General features: G+C 37.2%; 18 protein-coding genes and 1 pseudogene. 3 read left to right on the top strand and 16 right to left on the bottom strand.

Annotation, left to right across the window (positions count from 1 at the left end; genetic code table 11):
* Positions 1-547 precede the first annotated feature (547 nt).
* Positions 548-1,639, top strand: coding sequence for an aminofutalosine synthase MqnE (mqnE, locus tag LDX58_RS13845; protein WP_227937531.1), 1,092 nt, complete (start codon positions 548-550; stop codon positions 1,637-1,639).
* Between the two features lie 458 nt (positions 1,640-2,097).
* Here mqnE and LDX58_RS13840 read toward each other — a convergent pair whose 3' ends face one another.
* From LDX58_RS13840 to LDX58_RS13805, 8 genes are all read right to left on the bottom strand, one after another.
* Entirely contained in the window at positions 2,098-3,819 is a 1,722-nt protein-coding gene (locus LDX58_RS13840; RefSeq protein ID WP_227937429.1) for a SulP family inorganic anion transporter, read from the bottom strand.
* Between the two features lie 256 nt (positions 3,820-4,075).
* Entirely contained in the window at positions 4,076-5,257 is a 1,182-nt protein-coding gene (locus LDX58_RS13835) for an ROK family protein (RefSeq protein WP_227937428.1), read from the bottom strand.
* Positions 5,258-5,845: 588 nt separating this feature from the next.
* Positions 5,846-6,271, bottom strand: a complete 426-nt coding sequence (locus tag LDX58_RS13830; protein ID WP_227937427.1) for a MarR family winged helix-turn-helix transcriptional regulator — start codon at positions 6,269-6,271, stop codon at positions 5,846-5,848.
* A 178-nt stretch (positions 6,272-6,449) separates the two neighbouring features.
* Positions 6,450-7,652 carry an FAD-dependent monooxygenase gene (locus LDX58_RS13825; RefSeq protein ID WP_227937426.1) on the bottom strand — a complete coding sequence of 401 codons (1,203 nt, stop codon included), beginning with the start codon at positions 7,650-7,652 and terminating at the stop codon, positions 6,450-6,452.
* 40 nt (positions 7,653-7,692) lie between these two features.
* Positions 7,693-8,805, bottom strand: a complete 1,113-nt coding sequence (locus tag LDX58_RS13820) for a cupin domain-containing protein (RefSeq protein ID WP_227937425.1) — start codon at positions 8,803-8,805, stop codon at positions 7,693-7,695.
* Positions 8,806-8,831: 26 nt separating this feature from the next.
* Positions 8,832-9,317, bottom strand: a complete 486-nt coding sequence (locus LDX58_RS13815) for a DinB family protein (protein WP_227937424.1) — start codon at positions 9,315-9,317, stop codon at positions 8,832-8,834.
* Between the two features lie 5 nt (positions 9,318-9,322).
* Positions 9,323-10,264, bottom strand: coding sequence for a fumarylacetoacetate hydrolase family protein (locus LDX58_RS13810; protein WP_227937423.1), 942 nt, complete (start codon positions 10,262-10,264; stop codon positions 9,323-9,325).
* A gap of 43 nt (positions 10,265-10,307) precedes the next feature.
* Positions 10,308-10,559: a YciI family protein gene (locus LDX58_RS13805; protein WP_227937422.1), complete on the bottom strand. Its 252-nt coding sequence runs from the start codon at positions 10,557-10,559 to the stop codon at positions 10,308-10,310.
* A gap of 437 nt (positions 10,560-10,996) precedes the next feature.
* Between LDX58_RS13805 and LDX58_RS13800 the strand changes: the two genes are divergently transcribed.
* On the top strand, positions 10,997-11,764 hold the full coding sequence (locus tag LDX58_RS13800) for an IclR family transcriptional regulator (RefSeq protein WP_227937421.1): 768 nt from the start codon (positions 10,997-10,999) through the stop codon (positions 11,762-11,764).
* A gap of 423 nt (positions 11,765-12,187) precedes the next feature.
* Positions 12,188-13,549 carry an MFS transporter gene (locus LDX58_RS13795; protein ID WP_227937420.1) on the top strand — a complete coding sequence of 454 codons (1,362 nt, stop codon included), beginning with the start codon at positions 12,188-12,190 and terminating at the stop codon, positions 13,547-13,549.
* Positions 13,550-13,672: 123 nt separating this feature from the next.
* Here the strand turns inward: LDX58_RS13795 and LDX58_RS13790 are convergent, their stop codons facing one another.
* The 8 genes and pseudogenes from LDX58_RS13790 to LDX58_RS26980 form a co-directional block, all read right to left on the bottom strand.
* A complete protein-coding gene (locus LDX58_RS13790; protein WP_227937419.1) occupies positions 13,673-15,778 on the bottom strand; it encodes a (Fe-S)-binding protein in 2,106 nt (701 codons plus the stop codon).
* A 508-nt stretch (positions 15,779-16,286) separates the two neighbouring features.
* On the bottom strand, positions 16,287-17,264 hold the full coding sequence (locus tag LDX58_RS13785) for an electron transfer flavoprotein subunit alpha/FixB family protein (RefSeq protein WP_227937418.1): 978 nt from the start codon (positions 17,262-17,264) through the stop codon (positions 16,287-16,289).
* Between the two features lie 15 nt (positions 17,265-17,279).
* On the bottom strand, positions 17,280-18,050 hold the full coding sequence (locus LDX58_RS13780; protein ID WP_227937417.1) for an electron transfer flavoprotein subunit beta/FixA family protein: 771 nt from the start codon (positions 18,048-18,050) through the stop codon (positions 17,280-17,282).
* Positions 18,051-18,063: 13 nt separating this feature from the next.
* Entirely contained in the window at positions 18,064-19,203 is a 1,140-nt protein-coding gene (locus LDX58_RS13775) for an acyl-CoA dehydrogenase family protein (RefSeq protein WP_227937416.1), read from the bottom strand.
* Between the two features lie 233 nt (positions 19,204-19,436).
* Entirely contained in the window at positions 19,437-20,861 is a 1,425-nt protein-coding gene (locus LDX58_RS13770; protein ID WP_227937415.1) for a sigma-54 interaction domain-containing protein, read from the bottom strand.
* A gap of 324 nt (positions 20,862-21,185) precedes the next feature.
* Positions 21,186-22,706 carry a tripartite tricarboxylate transporter permease gene (locus LDX58_RS13765; RefSeq protein ID WP_227937414.1) on the bottom strand — a complete coding sequence of 507 codons (1,521 nt, stop codon included), beginning with the start codon at positions 22,704-22,706 and terminating at the stop codon, positions 21,186-21,188.
* A 14-nt stretch (positions 22,707-22,720) separates the two neighbouring features.
* Entirely contained in the window at positions 22,721-23,221 is a 501-nt protein-coding gene (locus tag LDX58_RS13760; RefSeq protein ID WP_227937413.1) for a tripartite tricarboxylate transporter TctB family protein, read from the bottom strand.
* Positions 23,222-23,436: 215 nt separating this feature from the next.
* Positions 23,437-23,603: pseudogene (locus LDX58_RS26980) on the bottom strand (formylglycine-generating enzyme family protein); the annotation flags it as partial.
* Positions 23,604-23,631 lie beyond the last annotated feature (28 nt).

Below are 23,631 nucleotides of genomic sequence, written 5' to 3'. Positions count from 1 at the left end.
TAAAATCTATTAAAAAGTGAATTGTTTATATCTTACCACATTTTAATCCATAATGGATTAAATGATAGCAAGTGATTTGCTTAGCTCCTTGAACAAATCTCACAAGTGTAATGAACCGATGAGTGATCATCCCCCTCAACACGTTGGATACCAATTTAAGATTCAAGTGAATGTTCGTTATTTTACCCTTACATTAACCCGCGAAAAATTCTTCCTTTTTAGAGCGTGTTCAAAAAGGTACTCTATAAGACTTGCAATGGCTCCGACTCCGTTCAAAAAGGGAAAATCCTCCCTTTTTGAACAGACTCTTTTATTAAAAAATCAAGTAGCTCAAGACTAATATAAATAAACCATTGCCGTAACTAAAAATATTCGTTATTATTACCTTAGACTTTTATCGTTTTCGGAAAAAAGCATGGGCTCTTTTCTTAGCTACATAGATAAGTTCGCATGAGATGTCAATAAGGTTTGGGTTCCATTGTTGGTAGTTAACAATCGAAACTATGATTTTATTTTTGTATTAAATAGGGAGGGATTTTGATTGAATATGATAACGAATATAGAACCAAGGCTTCAGGAAATTAGCCATAAAGTTGAGAATGGCGAAAGGCTTACAAAAGAGGATGGCCTATATTTATACAATTCAAATGATTTATTAACAATTGGTCAATTAGCAGACAAAGTTAACGTCAGGAAAAATAATAATCACGTATATTTCATTCAAAATATGACTCTTTATTTTACAAATGTATGTGAAGCCGAGTGTGCTTTTTGTAACTTCAAGAAAAAAGAAGGTGATGATGGAGCTTATACGGTAAGTGCTACAGAAATGATTGAGTATATCGAAAAAAATTATAATCCTAACGTGCGGGAGTTCCATATTACTGGTGGTCACAATCCTAACGTACCTTTTGATTATTATGTTGACTGTATAAAACAATTGAAAAAACATTATCCAAATGTATCTATTAAAGCACATACCGCAGCTGAGATTGAATTTTTCTCAAGATTAAGTGGTTTAAGTTATAAAGATGTTTTAAAAACATTAATGGATGCTGGTCTAGACACATTAACTGGTGGCGGTGCAGAAATTTTATCAGAACGTTACCGTAAAAAAATGGGCGTCGGAAAAGCTACTACTCAACAATGGCTTGAAATTCAAGAGGTGGCGCACGGATTGGGCCTACGAACACACGCTACAATGCTTTACGGTTCGATAGAGACAATTGAAGAGAGAATTGACCATATGCTTCAATTAAGAGAAATTCAAGATAAAACAAATGGTTTTTATGTGTTTATTCCGCTAGCTGTCCAACCTAAAAGTGTTCAATCTGGGATCAAACGTAGAACTTCGGCATATGAGGATTTAAAAACATTAGCGATTAGCCGCTTAATGCTAGATAATTTTCAACATATTAAAGCCTATTTTATTAATATTGGCACTCAATTAACACAATTAGCGTTAACATTTGGCGCTTCAGATGTTCATGGTACACTTCTTGAAGAAAGAATTAGTCATGCTGCTGGTGCATTGTCTCCCGCAGGATTAACTCGTGACGAATTGGTTCATTTAGTAAAGGGAGCTAACCGAATACCCATAGAGCGTGACACATTCTACAATGAGATAAATCGGTGGTAATCAATCAACTTAAGATCAAAAATCAAGACCTCTGTGTAAAGAGAACGACTACTTCTTTACACGGAGGTCTTATGTTTTTTTCCTTGATTTGTTTGTTGCTTTTTAAAAGAGCTTGTTCAAAAAGGGAAGACCACCTTTTTTGAACCTTTAGTATCCTCTCTCCTAATGCGGAGTTGCAATGGCTTCACTCACTGCGCGTCTATCCGAGAAAACCACTCGGATCGACTTAAAACATTGCAGTGGCTTCGCTCATTGCTTCGAGCTTGTTCAAAAAGGGAAGACCACCTTTTTTGAACCTTTAGTATCCTCTCTCCTAATGCGGAGTTGCAATGGCTTCACTCACTGCGCGTCTATCCGAGAAAACCACTCGGATCGACTTAAAACATGGCAGTGGCTTCGCTCATTGCTTCGAGCTTGTTCAAAAAGGGAAGACCACCCTTTTTGAACAAGCTCTAAAACTATATTTGAAAATCCAATATACCTTCTATAAATCTTTTAGATGGATCAAAATATTGAGTAAGCCCTTTTTCTTTTAACAATTGATCTACCGTTAAGTGATTCATTTGTTCTTGGTATTTATGATCCCAGCCTACTTTTTTAACGAGATCTCTAACAGACCCCTTCATATTAGCAAACAAAAATGTAACGCCTTTTTCTTTTTGATAATAATCGATCATCTCTTCTAACATATCGAGAGAGGCAGAATCTATATCATTTACACCCGACATATCGATAATTAACCATTTTGTATTCATTCTCTCTTTAAAAAGACTCTTTATTTTTTCATCCAAATAAGCAATATTCGCAAAATGTAAGCTCGAATCGATTCTAATGATCAACACTTCTTCTGCAGTGTTTGCCTCAGGAAATCTAGTAATATCACGAAAGACATTCTTTTTGTTCAAGTATCCAACCTCGACAATATTTGGCTGAGTGCTTTTCTTGATTATAAGAAGTAAAGTGAAGATAGCACCAATGATAATCCCCCATTGTATCCCTACAAATAAAGTAACAAAAAAAGTAGTGACCCACACCCAACCTTCAAATGGTTTCACTTTAAAAAGATGCTTCAACTCTTTAATATCTATTAATTTATAAACGGCAATGATAATAATAGCTGCTAAAACCGCATTAGGTAAATAATAAAAAAATGATGTGAAAAATAGTAACGTAATCATAACGCAAATGCCTGTAATAATTGAGGTGATCTGAGTGACGCCACCTGCTTGATAATTTACTGCCGTCCTAGAAAAACTCCCGTTTATCGGAAATGAATTGAAACAGGCCCCAACGATATTCGCTAATCCTAGTGCCTTTAATTCTTTATTTGGTTCTATTTTATATTTTTCTTTACGTGCAATCGCTTTTCCGATAGCAAGAGATTCCATAAAGGCTATAAGAGAAATCGTTAGTGCCATTGGAAATAACATTTGTATCTTTTCAAACGTTATCGCAGGAAATGAAAATGTAGGCATTCCCTTCGGCACATCCCCCACTATTTGTAAGCCGTATTGGTCTAATCGAAATAAAAAAACAGTTGCAATCGATAAAATGACAAGCAATAAAGCTGAAGGAAAACGTGAATTTATTTTCCGTAAAACTAAAAGACCCATAATGCTGCTAAGTGCGATTATGACGGTTATAAAATGTAGTTCTGTTATTTTATTGATTACGTCTAAAAATATTAGATGTACTTGCAAATAACTACCTATATTTATTCCTAAAATATGTTTGAGTTGGCTTAGGCCAATCACAATTGCTGCAGCTGATGTATAACCATTCAACACGGAATGAGGAATAAATTTCACTATAAAACCAGCTTTCATTATACCGAGCACCAGTTGGATTGCTCCAACCAAAACCGCTAATACGATAGCCATCGAAATAAAATCTGTAGAGCCAACTTCAGCATAAAACGACACACCAGAAAAAACCAATAAGGATGTAATTGCTACTGGGCCTACTGATAGATGCCTCGATGAACCAAAAAAAGCATAAATAATCAACGGGATTGTTGAAGCATACAACCCCATAACAGGTGGGAGTCCTGCAAGCATAGCATATGCCATGCCTTGAGGAATAAGCATAACGAAAAGGGTTACTCCAGCAACAAAATCATTTTTAAATAATTGTCTATTGTAGTTAGGGATTATAATAGGTTTCCTTTTTAAGAGTGACATTGATTTTATTCCCCCTCGAACTTCTTTCGGTTTCGGATAAAAGTGTCAATTGCTAGTTTCCTTATATTCTAAATAGTAACACACTTTTAGACATTGCGATGAAAGTTACTATGGTTAATCAATATTATACCTCGATTTAATCATAGGTTACTTTCTTACTTTATAGAACCTTAGATCAAAAGAACAAATTGATCAGGTCATTTACGCAATTTATTCTTGCAGATAAACCATAACAACTTGTTCTATCTTAAAAGCCTTAATAATAAGAAGCATAAACTAATGCACCTAATCCAATATCAAGTGTTTCTTCCTCATAATCACCTTGACTTAAAGCGATATTTGGTTTTCCATACACACGTTGTGAAATAGATTTTATTACCGTTTCATAATAATTCGGATAGTGGTAAATTAAAGGTCCACTTATATAGACTGCTTCTGACCCTATAATATTTACCAAATTTGAAATTCCAACTCCAAGATAAGTAGCTGATCTTAATACGATTTCATTAGTCAGCTCATATTCATCTTTTAACCGTTCAATAATTTCTAGAGTAGAGAGTTCACTCCAGTTTATTGATTTAAAATAAGGGTTGCTATTATTTAATGATTCTAAAATAGAATTTAAAGACGTATAAGTATTTAAGCAGCCCCTACTACCACAAAAACAAATAGGGCCATTTACATCCATACTCATATGTGCAAATCCATCAGTACGACCTATTCTAGAATTTATGATTTCACCATTTGTCATTATTCCACAGCCAGTTCCCCAACTATTAAAAATGTATAACATATTTTCATGTGGTAATGAAGAAGAAACATATTCCCCCATTAATCCTGCATTTGAAGAATGCTCCAATATAACCTTCACTGGAAAAATTTCCTTTATTATTTTTACAATAGGTACATTAATCCATCCTTTAGAAAGGAATAATTGCGGTTTTATTATAATTCCATCTTTTTTATTTAACGGTCCTACTGAACTTATTCCTATACCAAGTAACTGATCTAACTCTATTTTATATTCATTTAAAAACTTGTTTGTAATTTCAATTACTTTTGCTATGACAATTTCTGGTGTATGTTTTGTTGTCATTACAAAGGTTTCGTTTTTGACTGTGTGCAGACATGAATCTAATAGTACTACTTTTGTATGTGCTCGTATTATATGAACAGCAATAATAAACCCTGCAGTTGGTACGATGCTATAAAGAACTGGAGGTCTTCCTCCTTCTGATTCTTCATGACCACCTTCTTTTATTAAGTTATTCGTTTTTAATTCACTAATTATCCGGGCTAAGGCAGTTTGTTTAATTTTTATTTCCAACTTATTTGATAACTTTGACCTAGTAATTGGACCATACCTACTTATTACTCTAAAAACCTCTTTTATAGGTTGTTTTTTTATAGAGCTATCTAGTAACAGACTTTTTAACATTTAGAATCACCTGACAGGTTTTTAATTTTTAAATTATAGCTATTCTAAACTCCCATTATTCATTTACTTTGGCAAAGTAAAAAAACCATTACTGAACCTTCGCACCTAGAAAAATGTAAGCAGTTTAGGATAACAGGAATGCTAGCAACCGTTGAAGCATAATCATTGAGAAGAAATATAGGCATATAAACACTTCAGCGTTTGGTATAATGAATTTGAATAAAGAGAAACGATCAACAGAAGAGGTGTCTCCTTTATGATAGCGAATATTGATCAAAATAAGCAACTACCAATTGAACTAACATCCACATTTTAAAAATTAAAAGTTCTATCATAGCAGATTTCGTTTGTTCTCCGAATTACACAGGCCCTTCGATTATTTACGTTGGAAGAATATGAGCCAACTCAACCCATCAGTTATAACTAGAAGTGGTCAAGCAACCATTAAACTCCATATAACACTTGTTCTACAACGAACGATCGCAATTCCCATGAATCAAGCTTTTAAGCAGAAACATCATACACACTCCCCCTGTTTAATCTCAACACTTATTCGTATTAAAAATGAAACCTACTCATTGTTTTTCGTCATCGTAATGTTGTTAACCATTCTGATATAAGTTGTTCTAATTGTTCTTCAGAACGATTTGGAAAGTTTTCAAGTAGCGTTTGATTCGTTTGTAATACTGCTTGTTCCCAAGATGGATATTCCTGATGTGCTTTTTCTGTCAGCTCAATCAATTTGCTTCTGTTGTCCTTGCCGCGTACTTGTTTGACATAATCTTGTTTAACGAGTCTTTGAATGTTTCTTGTTAATGGTGGTGCTTCGACAGACAAATACTCACACAACTCTGTTTGTGTTAATGTCCCTTTTGTTTTTAATACATAGATGACAGACCATTGTGCGCTATATAACCCGAATGGTTGTAGTGCTTTATTCATATTCTTTGTTAAAAGACGGGAGAGCTGGTGAATAGAATGGAACAATTTATGATTGGCAACTATATCGATCACTCCTAATTCTAAACTTCATTACCTGGATTATTATAGCAGTGTATTGGACTACACTCAAAAAATTCATTCAAGTCTTTTGCTTTACCTGCTTCAAATTTACACCCCCATTTTCAATTCAACTAAAAAGACTGTCACCATAGGTTTTAGATAAAAACCTTTGATGACAGTCTATTACAATTTAATTAGTTACTTTTTTTTTTGATTCTTGACCGTACTTCTGTCCGTACAACCAGTCTGTGTAACTAAAATCTTTGGCATCACGTTGTTTAAAGATCGTATCACGCAACAGGATAGAAGTTGGGTCTTCTGCATGGATAATTTCTCCCCAAACACGAGCTGTTTTTTGAACTTTTGCGGTACGTGGAAGACGCTCTTCTTGGAATGCTTTGAATGCATTTTCATAGTTTTCACCATGTTCATTGAGCATGTCAGCTAAATAGGAAGCATCTTCTAATGCTTGAACTCCACCTTGTGCCAAGTATTGAAGCATTGGGTGAGCAGCATCACCAAGCAGTGTAATATTCCCTTTTGTCCAGTTATCAATTGGTAATCTATCATACATTGGCCAACGAATTTGACGCTGGATGAATGAAAGAGCTTTCTCAACTTTTGGGTGTGCATTTTCGAATACTTTATCCATTTCCTCTGGAGTACCCCAGTCATCTGAATCTTCCTTGTAATTTAAGCTCTTGAATACAACAACTTGGTTGTATAGTTCGCCGCGACGAACTGGGTATTGCACAACATGAAGGTTTGGACCAATCCACATGATTACATCATCCATATTAGCATCATCACTAATTTCATTGATTGGAATCGTTCCACGGTAAGCAACATATTCCGAACAAATCGGCTCATCATCAACAAAAAGGGCGCGTGTTTTAGATTTAAGTCCATCTGCTCCGATTAACGCTTTACCAACCATTTTTTCTCCTCGAGCATTTGTAACAACTACACCTTCTGCCGTTTCTTCTACCGTTTCAATGTGTTGGTCAGTAACAAGCTCCACTAAAGGATTCTTTTCACATGCTTCTAAAAGAACACGGTGTAAGTCAGTACGATGTAAAACGATATACGGGAAACCATATCTTTCTTTAAATTCGTCTCCTAAGTCTAAAGTTGTTAATTCTTCCGCTGTATACACGTCTTTTAACACTAATCTTTTTGGAAAAACGGCAATTTTTGCGATTTCTTCTCCTACACCTAAACGATCTAAAACAGCCATTGCATTTGGTGCCATTTGAATCCCTGCACCGACTTCTCCAAACTCAGGTGCTTGCTCAAGTACCGTTGTTTTTTGGCCAGCTTCTGCAGCTGCTAGAGCTGCTGCCAAGCCTCCAATTCCCCCACCAACAATAATCATTGAATCTGTCTTTTTCATGTTAAATCCCCCTCTTTTAATTTGTTTATCTCTCGCTCATTTAAACTAGAATAGGTTTAAATTCGCTTGTTACTTCTTGATAACCATTCCCTTGCTCATACGCTTCTTCTCTCTCAACATCAAAGTGTTCCATAATTGGTAAGTCACTGACAGAAAAGAAGAACGTGTCTTCATTAGCCACATGCTCATGCCATGCCCAGTTTGGAACAATAAAGTAATCACCTTTAGACCAATCAAAACGTTGACCATTAATCACACTATAACCAGAACCTTTATATACTTGGTAAATCGTTGAATGTGTATGGCGATGTGCTTTAGAATGGTATCCTTTTGGAAGCTTCTGCATCCAAGCCGCAATCGTCGGGTTCGCGGTTTGACCAGTTGACGGATTGATAAACTCAACCGCGTATCCATCATAGGCATCTGGCTCAAAACGACTTAACCCATCAATCGCCGCTAATGTTTGATTCCATTTATATGAACCAAGCGGTGCTTTTTGCGGATGACGATCAGAAATAGGACGCATCATTCCACCCATATAGCGTTGTGAACCATAGTTGTCTGGAAGACTCGGCTGTTCAATCTTTTCTGGATAATTCTCAAAAAAGGTTGCACCTAGCATGTATTTCGTTGGAATATCTAGAACATCCATCCAGATCATTGGCTCTGTACCTAAATGACCATGACCATGCCAAAGATCCTTCGGCGTAATAAGAAAGTCTCCTTCTTCCATAAAGAGGCGTTCACCTTGAACAATTGAATAGGCACCCTCGCCATGAGTGACAAAACGAAGAGCATTTTGCGTATGACGGTGAGAAGGAGCCTCTTCACCCGGTTGTAGCAACTGAACAGCAGCATAGAGCGTTTGACTTGTTGAAGCCCATCCCCATGGTTGACGATAGTCCAGTCCTGGATTCTGAAGATAAATCGCTCTTCTTTCTCCACCACGTTCTGGAGTGAAAATTTGCGACGCTTCACCTAGCTTCTTTTCAAGAAGGTCCCACTTCCAAAGATACGCTTGCGCGTGTGGCTCAGGTGTTTTGTGCATCAATTCTGGAATCGCTTCCCAAAGTGGACCAAGATTATACTGTCTAATATCTTTCGTGAAATCTTGAACCAATTTACTTTTGAAAAAGTCATTTTTCTCTGCCATGCTCTATTCCACCTTTCGTTTTATCATTAATTGTTTAATTTCGATAAATTGCGTTGAATTTGACCCTCATGTTTGTTGACATGTTGATCGATTAAATGATCAATAATAAACGATAGCGGTTTCGTTCCAAAGTTAGGGTTAACACTCGTTGCTTCTGCCGCAAGTTGTTCAGGCGTCAAGTTTTCAATTCCGGATTGAACCGTTTGTTTTACTTGTTCCAGTTGTTTAATCATTTCATCTACGCTAATCGCGTCGACCGTTTCAGGTTTAACGGCTTCTAGACGTGGCTCGTGTAAATGATTTCTGCCCCACTCATTCCCAGGAGTCTCAACAAGCTGTTCAATTTCATCTACCCAATATGGCAATGCTTCGACGATATGTGCCATAATTTGCATGATTGACCATTCATCTTCTGTTGGTTTCCAACGAATGGTTTCTTCTGATAACCCTTTAACGGTTTCAATAATGCGATCAATCGATTCATTTACTGAAGTAATATTGCTTTGTGTCATACTTTTTACTCTCCTTTTACCGTACGTACTGTGTTTTCTAACACGCCTACTTGATCAATTTCCACACGTACTACGTCTCCATCTTTCAACCAAACTTGAGGTTCCATTGCTTGAATGACGCCACCAGGAGTTCCAGTAATCACGATATCACCAGGCTCTAATGTGGCAAGATTCGATAAGAATGAGACTAAGTGTTTGACTGAGAATACTTGGTTCGCTGTATTTGTACGTTGACGTTCTTCTCCGTTGACGGTTAACACCATTTCCAACGTTTGTGGATCCTTTATTTCATCTGCAGTAACCATCCATGGCCCCATTGGTAAACTGCCATCTACTGTTTTACCTTGTAACCATTGAAGGGTGCGTCGTTGAATGTCGCGATACGTAACATCATTTGCTACTGCATAACCTGCAACATAATCTAGTGCCTCTTCTTCTGACACGTTTTTCGCGCGTTTACCGATGACAAAGGCGAATTCAGCTTCATAATCTAGTTGTTCTGAAACAGGGTGGAATGGAATATCATCTTGTGGCCCAATGACTGTGTTGCCAAACTTTGCAAACAGAACTGGATTCGTAGGAAGTTCACGGCCCATCTCTAAAATATGTTCACGATAGTTATGGCCTACTGCAAAGATTTTTCCTGGTTTTGGAACAGGCGCTTCTACTTTTACTTCATTATATGGATAAACCAGTTTATAACCGTTATCGTCTTGATTCGTTAGCGCATAATCAACTGCTTTCTTAGCTAGTTCCATGCTTTCTTTTCCGCCTTGCAATAAACCAGTCATATCAGCAGGTACAAATGCTTCAGCAATTTCCTCAGCACGAATTTTCCCTTCCGACTTTAGTAACGCCTTATAAGATGCATGTAAATCGATTACCTCTTCATTGACAATTGCTCCAACACGGGAGATTCCTGCTTGCTTAAATGTAATTAACTTCATTATTCATACTCCTTTTTCACTTCATATTTTTATTCAAGCTAAGTTAGCTGATATTCCATTCTTTCACATTGTAAACGGCTTCATTTTCATGATTCATAGGATCACTATCGACAATTATTCTTGCTTCTTCTAATGAACCTACTTGCAAAATGTAAGCTCCGCCACTTTGATCAGCAAATCCTCCGGCGATAACTAACGTTTCTTCTTTAAGATCTTGTAAAAATTGACGATGACCTTGCAGCATGTTTCCCGTAAAGGTAGGTTTTCTTTCAATCATTACAAGAAACTTTTTCATATTGTGACCTCACTTTCAATTAATTTAAATTATAATTTTAGATAACCATGTTCTCTATTTATATAATATATCGTTCTGTTCTTAATTGTCAATATATTTACGCATTTTGTTTTCAATAAATTTAACCACTAGTTATCAGTCTTTTACTTAACCCATCTTTTGAAAGAAACATCTCTTAATAATGAAACTAACCGCTTCATAGTCTTTCTGGACACGTTAAGCCATGTATATGTATAAAGTGATCGAACCATCTTATGACTTGTCATAGTGAAAAAATGTATTAGCGATTAGATCAATTCTAATGTTATACTTTTTATTGTTCTTATTAAGGAAACGATGTTTTTTATAAAGTTCTTTATGTCGACGTACTTCTTTATCTATTAACGGGTACCAACGATGTAAAGTATTTTATTACGATTTTATAAAGGAGGACCATCATGGAAACACCTAAAAAGGGAACGACAATTCAATCATTGCAAATTGGCATTGGTATTATAGATATAATAGCTAAAGAAGGACGGCCCCTTAAATTTTCTGATATTTGTGAGTTAACGAAAATCACAAAAAGCAATCTTTATAAATATTTAAATACGTTAACTCAATCAGGAATTCTTTACCGTGATAAAGAATCAAGCACATATATACTTGGGAGTAAATTGATTGAGTACGGGATGGCAGCTACTGCTGAAGAAAATGTTATTGATCGAATTACACCTTTTATGCAAGAGATGAATGCAGAAAGCCTAAGTACCGTTCTTTATTCGATCTGGACAACCAATGGACCGATGATCGTTAAAGAGGTTAATACCAAACAAGGATATAATATCGGAGCTCAAGTCGGGACATTTCTCCCAGTCCTTTCTGCAAATGGAAAGGTGTTTGCGACATTTTTAGAGGACCAAGTCATTGAAGAGTGGATTCAGAAAGAACTATCCGATCTTTCTGAAGAGAAAATGCTTCGCTTTAAAGAAGAATGTGAAATCATTAAAGAAAGAGAAATTTCCTTTGCACGAGAGCCACTAGTGTCAAACGTTTCCTCCGTTGCATTTCCTGTATTTAATTATAAAAAGAAACTCCTCGGCGCAATAACGGTTGTTGGATTTTCAGAGTTAATTCCTACTCATGAAGAAGAGGAGCTTAGCAAATATTTAATACGTAAAAGCATAGAAATTTCTGGTACTTTTGGATATAAACGAGAACAGTAAATTTTCCCATACCTGCAACGAAAGAGCACATCTCTACGTCAAATAGAGATGTGCTTTTTCGTTATATACCTAAATTCTAGGATAAAAAAGAATAACGCTCCCTGCCAAAACCTTATTCTGCCATTGATTACGAAAAGACTTAGCGTACTACTTAAGGGCATTGAAAAAGGTGAAAATTGTACCTTTTTCAGTGCCCTCGTAATATACTCTCCTTTTTTGAACCCTCGATCTTACAAAAGAATTAGAATAAGTTAAATTTTATAACACTTCAGCTTGCAAAAAAGTAAATTATTCGTATATAATCACTATTATGAAATAAGTTCACTATTTTTATAAAAATAAGATGAGTGTTGATTTGAACAACCTGTTTTTGATGAGGTTTGTCATGTACTTGTTTTGATTTTTATATAGGAGGTATGCAATTTGGCAAATATTAACACTACAGAGATTATTAGCAACAGTAAATTTAACCGCTTCCATTTTATGTTGTTGTTTTGGTGTACTTTTATCATTGCATTTGATGGGTATGACCTAGTTCTATACGGTTCTGTCGTTCCTTATCTTATTGAGGAATGGTCGCTGACGACTGTCGAGGCAGGAGCAATTGGCAGCTATGGCTATATTGGAGTTATGGTAGGGGCGATTACTTTTGGTATCTTAGCAGATAGAATAGGAAGAAAAAACGTTATCTTGCTTTGTATTATGATGTTTAGCTTTTTTACGGCATTATGTGGGTTTGCCTCTTCTGCAGAATCCTTTTCAATTTATCGCTTCATTGCAGGGTTAGGACTTGGTGGCATTATGCCTAATATTATTGCTTTGATGACAGATTATTCACCAAAGACGAGCCGAAGTATGTTAGTTTCCATTGTATTGTGCGGGTATTCAGTCGGCGGCATGTTGGCCCCGACATTAAGTATTTTCTTAATCCCTCAGTTTGGATGGGAAGTTATTTTTTGGATTGCCGGAATACCGCTTCTATTTCTACCTTTAATGTACAAACAAATGCCAGAAACACCTAACTTCCTTATAGCCAAAGGACGAAACATGGAACTGAGCAACGTTCTTACCAAAGTTAGTCCTACTTTTACATTCACCAAAAAGGATCAGTTTGAAATACGCACTCTTAATGAAAGCGGTTCCCCAATTGGGAAATTATTTCAAAATAAACGTGGATTAAGTACGAGCATGATCTGGATTGGGTATTTCATGAGTTTGTTAATGGTTTACGGCTTGAATACTTGGCTTCCTAAGTTAATGTTTGATGCCGGATATGCTCTTAATTCGAGTTTAACTTTCTTAATCGTTCTTAATTTCGGTGCGATCGTTGGTACACTTATTATCGCAAGGTTATCAGATAAGTGGGGGCCAAAAAGAATGCTTGTCCCGATGTATATAATAGGCGCAATTGGTTTATTCTTCCTCGGTTTTAAAAGCCATATCTTTGTGCTTTATGTGCTCGTTGCCATTGCAGGGGCATGTACAATTGGAGCTCAAAATATCGCCAATGCTTACGTATCACAGTACTATCCACCTTCGATTCGTTCAACCGGTCTTGGAGTTGCTTCTGGAGTAGGAAGAATCGGTGCGATTGTCGCTCCAACCCTTGGTGGTGTCTTACTTGCAGCTAGCTTGCCTATTCAAATGAATTTCCTTGCGTTTGCCATCCCTGGAATCATTGCTGCAATCGCGTTCTGGGTTGTCTCAGATAAATATTCCTACTATAAACAAGAAGAAAACAATGAGAATCAGGATGTTTTATTAGATAAAGCCTCAGGGAATTAATAGTATTATGTACCTGAAAGGTTTATCACAATGAATTATGAAGGACTCAGCAAAAAATTGCTGAGTCCTTCATGTCTTACGAGGGCTTTAAGATTATTTAGCGACCAGCTTACAAAACCTCATTTATGTTTCACTTAAGATCTCACTTCTTTCATTACTAATAGACCTTTCTAAAATTTCAACAATGTCTAATGTTTCAACTGATTCTTCAACTTCTTTCGCCTTTGTTCCATCAGTTAGCATTGTTAGGCAGTACGGACAGCCGCTACCGATCACAGATGGCTTGACAGTCAGAGCTTGCTCGGTTCGTGCGACGTTTACACGCTGGCCTGTATCTTCTTCCATCCACATCATTCCTCCACCAGCACCACAGCACATCCCGTTTTCACGGTTACGCTCCATTTCTACTAGTTGCACACCTGGAATCGACTTTAAGATTTCACGTGGCGCGTCATATACACCATTATAGCGGCCAAGATAACAAGAATCATGAAATACAATGGTCTCATTCACTTCATTAACCGGTTTGATTTTACCTTGTTGAAGAAGTTCAAAAAGCAATTCTGTATGATGATACACCTCTACGTCTTTCAACCCGAAATCGGGGTATTCATTTTTAAAAGTGTTATAGGCATGTGGATCAATCGTCACGATTTTCTTGACGTTATATTTTTGGAACATCTCAATATTTGAAGTCGCTAATTCTTGATATAGAAATTCATTTCCAATTCGGCGTGGTGTATCACCTGAATTTTTTTCCTTGCTTCCAATAATCGCAAAAGTAACACCTGCTTGATTCAGCACTTTGGCAAAAGACTGAGCGATTTTCTGACTACGTTTATCATACGACCCCATCGAACCTACGAAAAATAAATAGTCAAATTCTTCACCCGCTTTTTCTACTTCTTTCACTGTTGGAACGTAAATATCTTCGCGTCCTTCTCTCCACTTCTCTCGCTCTTTTCTGTTAATTCCCCATGGATTGCCTTGACGCTCGATGTTCGTAATCGCGCGTTGTGCATCTGGATCCATTTTTCCTTCTGTTAGTACAAGATAACGACGCAAATCGATGATTTTGTCGACGTGCTCGTTCATAACAGGACATTGGTCTTCACAGTTCCGACAAGTCGTACATGCCCAAATTTCTTCTTCCGTGATTACATCATCTATTAACTCAACATCATAACCGGCAGCTACTTCTTGATTAGCAGCAGACTGCATCGCTAATTGGTTTCCTTTTGTATGGTTAAAAGCGAATGTCGGAAGCCATGGTGATTTAGAGGTTACAGCCGCTCCTTTTTCCGTTAAATGATCACGCATTTTAACAATTAAGTCCATCGGTGAGAGCATTTTTCCTGTGCCTGAAGCAGGACACATATTTGTACAACGACCACATTCTACACAAGAATATAAATCTAATAATTGCTTTTGATTAAAATCTTCAATTCGATTTACACCAAAGGATTCTTGGAATTCATCTTCAAAGTCAATTTTCGAAAGTTGTCCTACTTTATGGGTACGCCCGAGGAAAACATTTGCAGGTCCAGCGATTAGATGAGCATGCTTGGACTGTGGAATATACACTAAAAACGTCAGTAAAAATAAAAGATGTGCCCACCAAAACAAAAAGAATAAGGGTGCGGCAACAGTTGGCCCTATTCCGTCAAACACCCTTGCAATCGATGAAGCAATCGGTTCAAATCCTGTGAGAGGTTTATCAAGCCAAATTTTCTCCATCCCTTTTGCCAAAAGCTTTGAAACCATTAAACCACCGATAAAAATCAGAACAAGTCCTGACTTCCAGCCTCGTTTTAAACGTACGAGCTTTTCAATATAACGGCGGTGAAAAGCCCAAACAACCGCCACAATAATCATCAGAACAACGATTTCTTGGAAAAATGTAAAAAACGGATAAACCGGACCTAATGGCAGGTGTGAACCAACGGCAATCCCTTTCCAAATGACATCAATGGCACTAAACTGAACGAGAAGGAATCCATAAAAAAACATCACATGGATTAGACCACTCTTTTTATCTTTCATTAATTTCTTCTGCCCGAACACGTTAACAAACACCGCATCGATTCGTTCTTTCATTGTATGGTCAAATTCCGCTTTTTTCCCTAGTTTAATATATTCGTAGCGAGTTTTTACAAGAGTAGCAAATAAGAAAAGAGCATATGCAACTACTACGAGAAATAAAATGAGGTTTAAATACTGGAAGCCCATCGTCTCATCTCCTTTTTCAGTTAAACAAACGTTTATTTAACATATTTTTTTAAAATTCTTTTATAGAGCTTGTTCAAAAAGGGTGTTCTTCCCTTTTTGAACAAGCTCGAAGCAATGAGCGAAGCCACTGCCATGTTTTAAGTCGATCCGAGTGGTTTTCTCGGATAGACGCGCAGTGAGTGAAGCCATTGCAACGCCGCATAGGAGAGAGGATATCAATGGTTCAAAAAGGTACTCTATAAGACTTGCAATGGCTCCGTTCGCTACTCGTCTTACTATGAGAAACCCATTCATAGTAAGACTTTTAAAGATGTAGCGACTACGCTTATTGCTTCGAGTCTGTTCAAAAACGGAAAAAACCTCCCTTTTTGAACAGACTCTATTAAAAAGGCTCATACTCAATAATAAGTGTATGAGCCTAATAAGTGTTAGTGTGGTTTGTAATCAATCCGCTCGACTAGCATGCCTGCCGCAACGGCTTCGAGTTCATCTTAAAAAAGATCCTTTTTTAAACGAGTTCTACAACATTTTTTAACTCCTCTGTTAGGATTGGAACGACTTCGAATAAATCTCCAACAATTCCATAATCAGCTACTTCAAAAATAGCGGCTTCTGGATCTTTGTTAATGGCTACGATCACTTTTGAGTTGGACATCCCTGCTAAATGCTGGATCGCGCCTGAAAGTCCAATGGCAAAATAAAGGTCTGGTGTTACCACTTTCCCAGTTTGACCAATTTGCAATGAGTAATCACAATAATCGGCATCACAAGCACCACGGGAAGCACCAACTGCACCTCCTAATAGGCCAGCCAATTCTTCTAACAGCTTAAATCCTTCGGCGCTTTTCATCCCACGTCCACCAGAAACAACAATTTTTGCTTCTGACAGATCGACACCGCTCGTAGTTTTGCGAACAATGTCTTTAATTTGTGTACGTAAATCTTTGATTTCTACTGTTATATTGCCTACATCGCCAGTACGAGAGGTATCTTTTGCTAGTGGTGTAATATTATTTGGACGAATGGTCGCAAAAATGCTGCCTTGTTCAAACGTTTTCTTCTCAAATGCTTTTCCAGAATAGATTGGACGAGTAAACTCGACTTGGCTTCCATTTAACTCTACAGCCGTTGCGTCTGAAATGAGTCCTGCGTTTAGTTTCATTGCAACACGTGGTGTTACATCCTTTCCAATCGATGTATGACCCATGATCATTCCCTCAGGTTTTTCGAGATCAAACACTTGTAGCAATGCTTGTTTGTAGCTATCGGTTGTGAACACATTTAAATTAGGATGTTCTACAAGTACAACTCGATCTGCCCCGAAATAAATCAACTCTTCTGCAAAGTCGCTAATATCTTCCCCTAAAATCGTTGCGACTACTTCCCCACCATCTGCAACAACTTTTGCTGAGGCGATCGCCTCAAATGTGACGTTTCGCAATTCACCATCACGAACTTCTCCAACAACTAATACTTTTTTTGACATCTTAAAATCCCCCTTTTATAAAACTTTTTCTTCTGATTTTAATAAAGATACAAGTTCTTTTACTTGATCAGCTATGTCACCTGTTAACTTTTTCCCAGCTTGTTTTTGTGGGGGGAGAAAAATTCCCATCGTTTTGGTCTTCGCTTCCAATTCATCTTCAACGATATCTAAATCATCGATATCTATCTTCTCTAAAGGCTTTTTCTTCGCCTTCATAATACCTGGTAAAGAAGGATAACGTGGTTCATTTAGCCCTTGTTGAGCTGTTACAAGAACTGGTAGTGTCACTTCTACCGTTTCTTCGTCTCCTTCCACATCGCGAACAATCGTCGCTTGATTCCCTTCGACCTCAATTTTTGTAATCGTTGTCACTTGTGGGATATCTAAAATTTCTGCCACACGTGGCCCGACTTGACCCGAACCTCCATCTACAGCAACATTTCCTCCTAATATAATGTCAAACTGCTGATCTTTTAAATAAGCTGCAAGTAATGTTGCTGTTGTATATTGATCCATTTCTTCTAATTCCTCGCTATCGATCAGAACTGCCTTATCTACGCCCATCGCAAGTGCGGTACGCAACTCTTTTTCAGTCTCTTCTTCTCCTACAGTCACGACTGTTACTTCACCACCATGCTCGTCTCGTAAAACAATCGCTTCTTCAATCGCATACTCATCGTAAGGATTGATGATGAATTCTGCTCCACTTTCGTCAATTTGACCGCTATTAATTGAAATTTTTTCCTCTGTATCAAACGTTCGTTTCATAATTACACAAATATTCATATTCGTTCCTCCCTTAATCGTTTAGAATTTCTTTAGCAATGACTACTCTTTGTATTTGATTGGTGCCTTCATAGATCTGCATAATTTTTGCATCTCGAAAATATTTTTCAACGGCATATTCCCTTATATATCCGTATCCACCGAAGATTTGTACAGCATCTGTCGCTACTTTCATTGCTGTATCAGCAGCGAAGCACTTTCCAAATGAAGCACTTTTTGTAGATGGGGTTCCTTTTTGTAGCAAATACACTGATTTGTGAACGAGTAATCTAGCAGCTTCAATATTCATAGCCATATCAGCTAACATAAATTGGATCGATTGAAAGGTTGATATCGGCTTACCAAACTGCTTACGTTCCTTTGAATAAGCAAGCGCCTCTTCATAAGCTCCTTGGGCGATACCGAGAGATAGAGCACCAACCATTGGGCGAGCATATGAGAGAGCTTTCATAAAAATTTTAAAGCCTTCTCCTTCTTCACCGATACGGTTGGAGATTGGAACTCGTACATCATTAAAGATCACAGAAGCGGTATCTGATGCACGGAGCCCCATTTTCTTTTCTTTTGCTCCTACTGACACACCATCTACATTTCGATCAACGACCAAAGCAATAAATTGGTTGGAGTTCTCATCACTTTTTAACTTAGCTAATGTAACGAAAAAATGGGCATGGCTTGCATTCGTAATAAAACATTTTTCTCCATTTATGACATACTCATCGCCAACTTGCTCAACCGTAGTAGACATTCCCATGACGTCACTTCCCGCTTGTGGCTCAGTTAAGGCAAACGAAGCATACTGTCCCTCATTGGTTAAGCGTGTAAGGTATTTCTTTTTTAATTCCTCACTCCCACCAACAAGTATTGGGTAAGAAGATAGTGAATTTGCTTCCATGGAAGTGACGATGCCAGCACAACCTCTAGCAATCTCTTCCACGATTAAGGCGTGAGAGATTTTATCAATTCCTGGACCGCCATACTCTTCTGGAATAGATAAGTTAAATAGCCCGAACTCCCGCAGCTTCTCCATTATTTCGATAGGAAATGTTTCTTCTTCATCATATTTCCTTGCTACCGGCAATATCTCATTGTTTACAAAGTCCCTTGCCATCGTTTTTATTGCTACTTGCTCTTCTGTTAGGTTAAAATCCACAATTATGACCTCCCATATTATCATTTAAATTTTTATTTTTTTCTTAAGTTCTCTTAAGAAAGAAGAAAACATCAACTTATTTGTTCTATCACTTATTTACATTGCAAGAAGTATGCCAAAAATTCAGAAGCTGCTGTGGTAGGCTTTTGCCATTTCAAACAAGTCAACCGGTGTACTTTCGCACCGTTTGGTGGTGCAAAAATAAAGCTAGGTGCATTTATGCACCTAGCTTCTTATGTTACATTCATATCGATTCGATACTTTTTAATTTTTCGAATAACTGTTGAGTGATCAACTTGTAAATGCTTTGCTGCTTGTCGAATGCTCCCATACGTTTTAAGGGCCCTTTCAATCATTTCTTTTTCCGTCATTTCACGAAGTTCGGCTAACGGAATAATAGTATCAAACGGCAACTGGCTATTTGTTTGCCATTCTTTCCTGCCTTGTGGTAATAATTCTTCAGGAAAAACAGAAGGTGTGATTATGTCTTCCTCTGACATGATCACCATTCTTTCAATAACATTTTGAAGTTGTCGTACATTACCAGGCCATGAATATTGTTCTAGAAGTAAGCTCGTCTCTTTATCTAGTCTTTTAGAAAGATGATTTTTTTTGTTGTATTTATTTAGAAAATGAAAAGCAAGTGGTAAAATATCCTCTTTACGCTCTCTTAAAGGCGGAACGTCAATCGGGATCACATTCAAGCGATAATATAAATCTTCTCGAAACAATCCTTCTTGTACCATTTTCTTTAAATCACGATGAGTGGCAGCAATATAACGAACATTTAATTTCCGCGAGGTCGTCGAACCGACCCGGTAAAACTCGCCCGTTTGGATAACACGTAACAATTTAACTTGAACATTTAATGGAAGATCGCCAATTTCATCGAGGAGTACCGTTCCTGCTTGAGCTACTTCTAAGAGGCCTGCTTTTGGTCGATCCGCTCCCGTAAAGGCACTCTTTTCATAACCAAATAATTCAGCCTCAATTAACGTTTCCGGTATCGCTCCACAGTTAATTTGAATATACGGATTTTCTGCGCGAATACTCGTATTATGAATCGTTTTTGCGACTAACTCTTTACCGACACCTGACTCTCCATTGATCAATACTGTTGCATCTGATTTAGCTACTTTCACAGCTTTCTCTAACACTTTTTTGATTTTTAAACTATTTGTAACGATTTCTTCTGTCGAGAGAAAAAGAGAACGTAATTCTTGCAATTCTTGATAATCCATTTCGCGTTGAATCTGATGTTCTTGATGCAATTCATTTAACTCTACTAAATCACGAAAAGTAGCAATATAGCAGATGACGTTTTCTTTTTGATCGACCACAGGACGACTTGTCGTAAAGATCTCCTTGCCATTCCTTAATTTCTGTACGATTGTAAGAGGATTTTTTTTCAATATCTTTTTCGATTGACTTAAAATATAACCTTGCTTTTGCATTTCCTCTGGCGTTAATCCTAGCATTTCTTCATTTTTCAACCCAGAGATTCGCTCGACTGCATCATTCATATAAAAGATCCGTCCGTCCACGTCACTTAGAAGCAAACCATCATAGGAATCATTTAGAATTGCAATTAATCTCTCAAAAGATAAATCGTTTTTCTCCGGGTCAAAAAATACATCATGCAGTTTCTCTTTGTTCATAAAGTTTTTACTCAAATATTTCATAAAGACATCGCCTTTTTGGTTTTTTAGTAGAAAATTAACTAATTTTAGTTTTATATAAATCCTTTATTATTGTAAACCCATGTATTGAGCCATGAAATAAATATGTACCTCTATGTAATGAAGACTACTTTACTGATTAGGATATTATAATGAAAAGTTAGGTGAAAATTTACACCTTACTTACAACTATACTTTAAAAAAGTATAGTTGTGAAATTAAGGAATTAATACTCATACTTATTAGTATACCAAAACTCCATTAGCCTTGGTTTTATCGTCTACTATTGATTTTATTTTCCCCTTACATTGTAGAGGTTTTATCTCCATCCTTCTTCCAATCTGTAAATACATCTTTATTTTTCCTATTTCTCTGATAGATTGCCATAAACGCTGAAAGGAACGCTAATAGAAGGAATATTGCGGAAATTGGTCTTTCCACAAAAATGATAAAGTTATCTCCAGACATAGAGAGTGATTGACGAAGTGAAGATTCAGCCATCGGCCCAAGGATAATCGCAATTAGCATTGGAATAACAGGATAGCCGAATTTGGGCAGGATATAACCAATTACACCAAATATAATGGCAATCCAGACTGATGAGATCGAATTATTATATGCAAAAGCACCAAATAAACACAATATAAGAATAATTGGATACAATATAGACGAAGGAATTAGGGTAATATTTTCAAACCAACGTATGCTTGGTTTAACGACTACAAACAATAAGATATTTACTAAAATAAAACCAAGCAAGATCGTGTAAACGAGTACCCCATGTGTTTCAAAAAGTTGAGGACCTGGCTGGATTCCCTGAATTAGAAGGGAACTGAGCAATACAGCCGTCACAACGTCACCTGGTACACCAAGTGTGAGCAACGGAATAAGTGTTGCACCCGTTGTCCCGTTATTACCCGCTTCTGAGGCAGCAACACCCTCCATGCTTCCTTTTCCAAATTTATCTTTCTCTTTAGAAGAACGGCGTGCTTCATTGTAGCTTATGAAGGATGCAATCGCGCCACCAGTACCAGGAATAGCTCCAATAATCGTTCCAATAATACTAGATTTCAATATGGTTTTTCGGTAAGGTAGAACATTCTTCCAACCAAATCTCTCTCTTTCAACTTCTGCGGTGGAGGAAATTTTTTTGACTCCTTTTTCAATCTGATTAAACATTTCTGATATTGCAAAAAGACCGATCATCGCCGGTATAAGATTAATCCCAGATAAAAGTGTTGGAATATTAAACGTGAGCCTTGTGTTGGCAGTAATGGGATCCAATCCAACTGTTCCAATAAGCATTCCAAGAGAAGCCATTACAACTGCTTTACTCAAAGATAGACCGCTAACACTAGCAATAATCGTTAATCCAAATACAGCAAGTGCAAAATACTCAGGTGGTCCAAAATTCAAAGCTACCTTAGCAACTTGGGGGGCTGCAAACAAGAGGACAAGACCACTAAAAAGTCCTGCTGCTACAGAAGCATAAAGGGACATGTTTAAGGCTTTTCCTGCCTTCCCCTGTCGTGCTAAAGCAAAACCATCTTCTGCTGTCGCCGCAGATGCAGCCGTTCCAGGAGTTTTCAAGAGAACAGCTCCGACAGATCCAGCATAAGTTCCAGCACAGTATACACCTATTAGCATTAAGATGGCCGTATCGGGAGGTAAGCTAAATGTAAATGGGATCATTAAGGCTACTGCAAGCGTGACACTAATACCTGGCAGAGAGCCAGCAACAAGTCCAACACCTATACCAACTAACATAAATATAAGGTTTTGCCAGGCAAATATTTGTGAAAAACTAGCCATTACTTCATTCATTATACTTACCTCCTTTAAAATATAATTCCTGACTGAATTGCTAAGTGAAATAAATAGTTGGCAACAGCATATAAGAGTATCGTAAACAAACTAGAAATAACAAGCATTTTCATAAGATTGCTGGTCCCGATTAGAAACATCAATGAAATCATTAATAAAAACGTTGTAACAACAAAACCTATATACGGCATCAAAATAGTCCAAGCTATAAGTGCTAATAAAGTGATGGCTACCTGTTTATAGCCTTTGCTTTTTGCAAATGCCCTCTCCAGCTGCTGTTCCTCATCCAACTTATCTTCTTTCGAACGAATAACCTTCCTACTCCTTATGAAAGATAATAGAAGTGAAATAACACTCATTACAATGATCAAATAAACTAGAGCAGTCGGGAAAAATCTCGGACCGATAGCCACCTCGGAAACGTCATTTATTTGCATTGGAATAATATAAAGCAGTAACACCCCAAAGCCAATCATTATTATTTGCGGTAAGAAGCTAGATAACCGTCCAACCAAGTTAATTCCCTCATTTCTTAATAAATATAATTTACTTCTAAGGAAAAAAATTTCTCTTTATGAGCATGTTCATAAATGTAATCTAGAAGACTTGCAATGGCTCCGTTCGCTACTCGTCTTACTATGAGAAACCCACTCATAGTAAGATTTTTAAAGATGTAGCGACTACGCTTATTGCTTCGAGTCTGTTCAAAAAGGAAAAAAACCTCCCTTTTAATGGATGAATCATCCCCTTCTGGACGGTTCCACGAGCACCATCCACAACAAACCACCACGGAGTTTCCTGCACAAACTTATCGACTTTCTTTTTCGTTTGTTCAGATACAAGCAGATGAAATACAAATGACCAACCATATCGTTCAGCATCTTTTACGTAACCAGTATTATCTGCTTTTTTATAAAGTGAGCGG

Origin of the sequence: Alkalihalobacillus deserti, assembly GCF_020734105.1 — a bacterium.
GTDB lineage: Bacteria > Bacillota > Bacilli > Bacillales > Bacillaceae_D > Halalkalibacter > Halalkalibacter deserti.
The sequence above is the reverse complement of the archived record's forward strand: the minus strand, read 5'-3'. Positions and strand labels throughout refer to the sequence as shown.

Coding starts and splice junctions, on each gene's coding strand:
- LDX58_RS13820 (WP_227937425.1), bottom strand. CDS start 8,805: ATGGCAGAGAAAAATGACTTTTTCAAAAGTAAATTGGTTCAAGATTTC.
- mqnE (WP_227937531.1), top strand. CDS start 548: ATGATAACGAATATAGAACCAAGGCTTCAGGAAATTAGCCATAAAGTT.
- LDX58_RS13790 (WP_227937419.1), bottom strand. CDS start 15,778: ATGGGCTTCCAGTATTTAAACCTCATTTTATTTCTCGTAGTAGTTGCA.
- LDX58_RS13810 (WP_227937423.1), bottom strand. CDS start 10,264: ATGAAGTTAATTACATTTAAGCAAGCAGGAATCTCCCGTGTTGGAGCA.
- LDX58_RS13815 (WP_227937424.1), bottom strand. CDS start 9,317: ATGACACAAAGCAATATTACTTCAGTAAATGAATCGATTGATCGCATT.
- LDX58_RS13780 (WP_227937417.1), bottom strand. CDS start 18,050: ATGAATATTTGTGTAATTATGAAACGAACGTTTGATACAGAGGAAAAA.
- LDX58_RS13825 (WP_227937426.1), bottom strand. CDS start 7,652: ATGAAAAAGACAGATTCAATGATTATTGTTGGTGGGGGAATTGGAGGC.
- LDX58_RS13765 (WP_227937414.1), bottom strand. CDS start 22,706: ATGAATGAAGTAATGGCTAGTTTTTCACAAATATTTGCCTGGCAAAAC.
- LDX58_RS13770 (WP_227937415.1), bottom strand. CDS start 20,861: ATGAACAAAGAGAAACTGCATGATGTATTTTTTGACCCGGAGAAAAAC.
- LDX58_RS13785 (WP_227937418.1), bottom strand. CDS start 17,264: ATGTCAAAAAAAGTATTAGTTGTTGGAGAAGTTCGTGATGGTGAATTG.
- LDX58_RS13800 (WP_227937421.1), top strand. CDS start 10,997: ATGGAAACACCTAAAAAGGGAACGACAATTCAATCATTGCAAATTGGC.
- LDX58_RS13840 (WP_227937429.1), bottom strand. CDS start 3,819: ATGTCACTCTTAAAAAGGAAACCTATTATAATCCCTAACTACAATAGA.
- LDX58_RS13835 (WP_227937428.1), bottom strand. CDS start 5,257: ATGTTAAAAAGTCTGTTACTAGATAGCTCTATAAAAAAACAACCTATA.
- LDX58_RS13805 (WP_227937422.1), bottom strand. CDS start 10,559: ATGAAAAAGTTTCTTGTAATGATTGAAAGAAAACCTACCTTTACGGGA.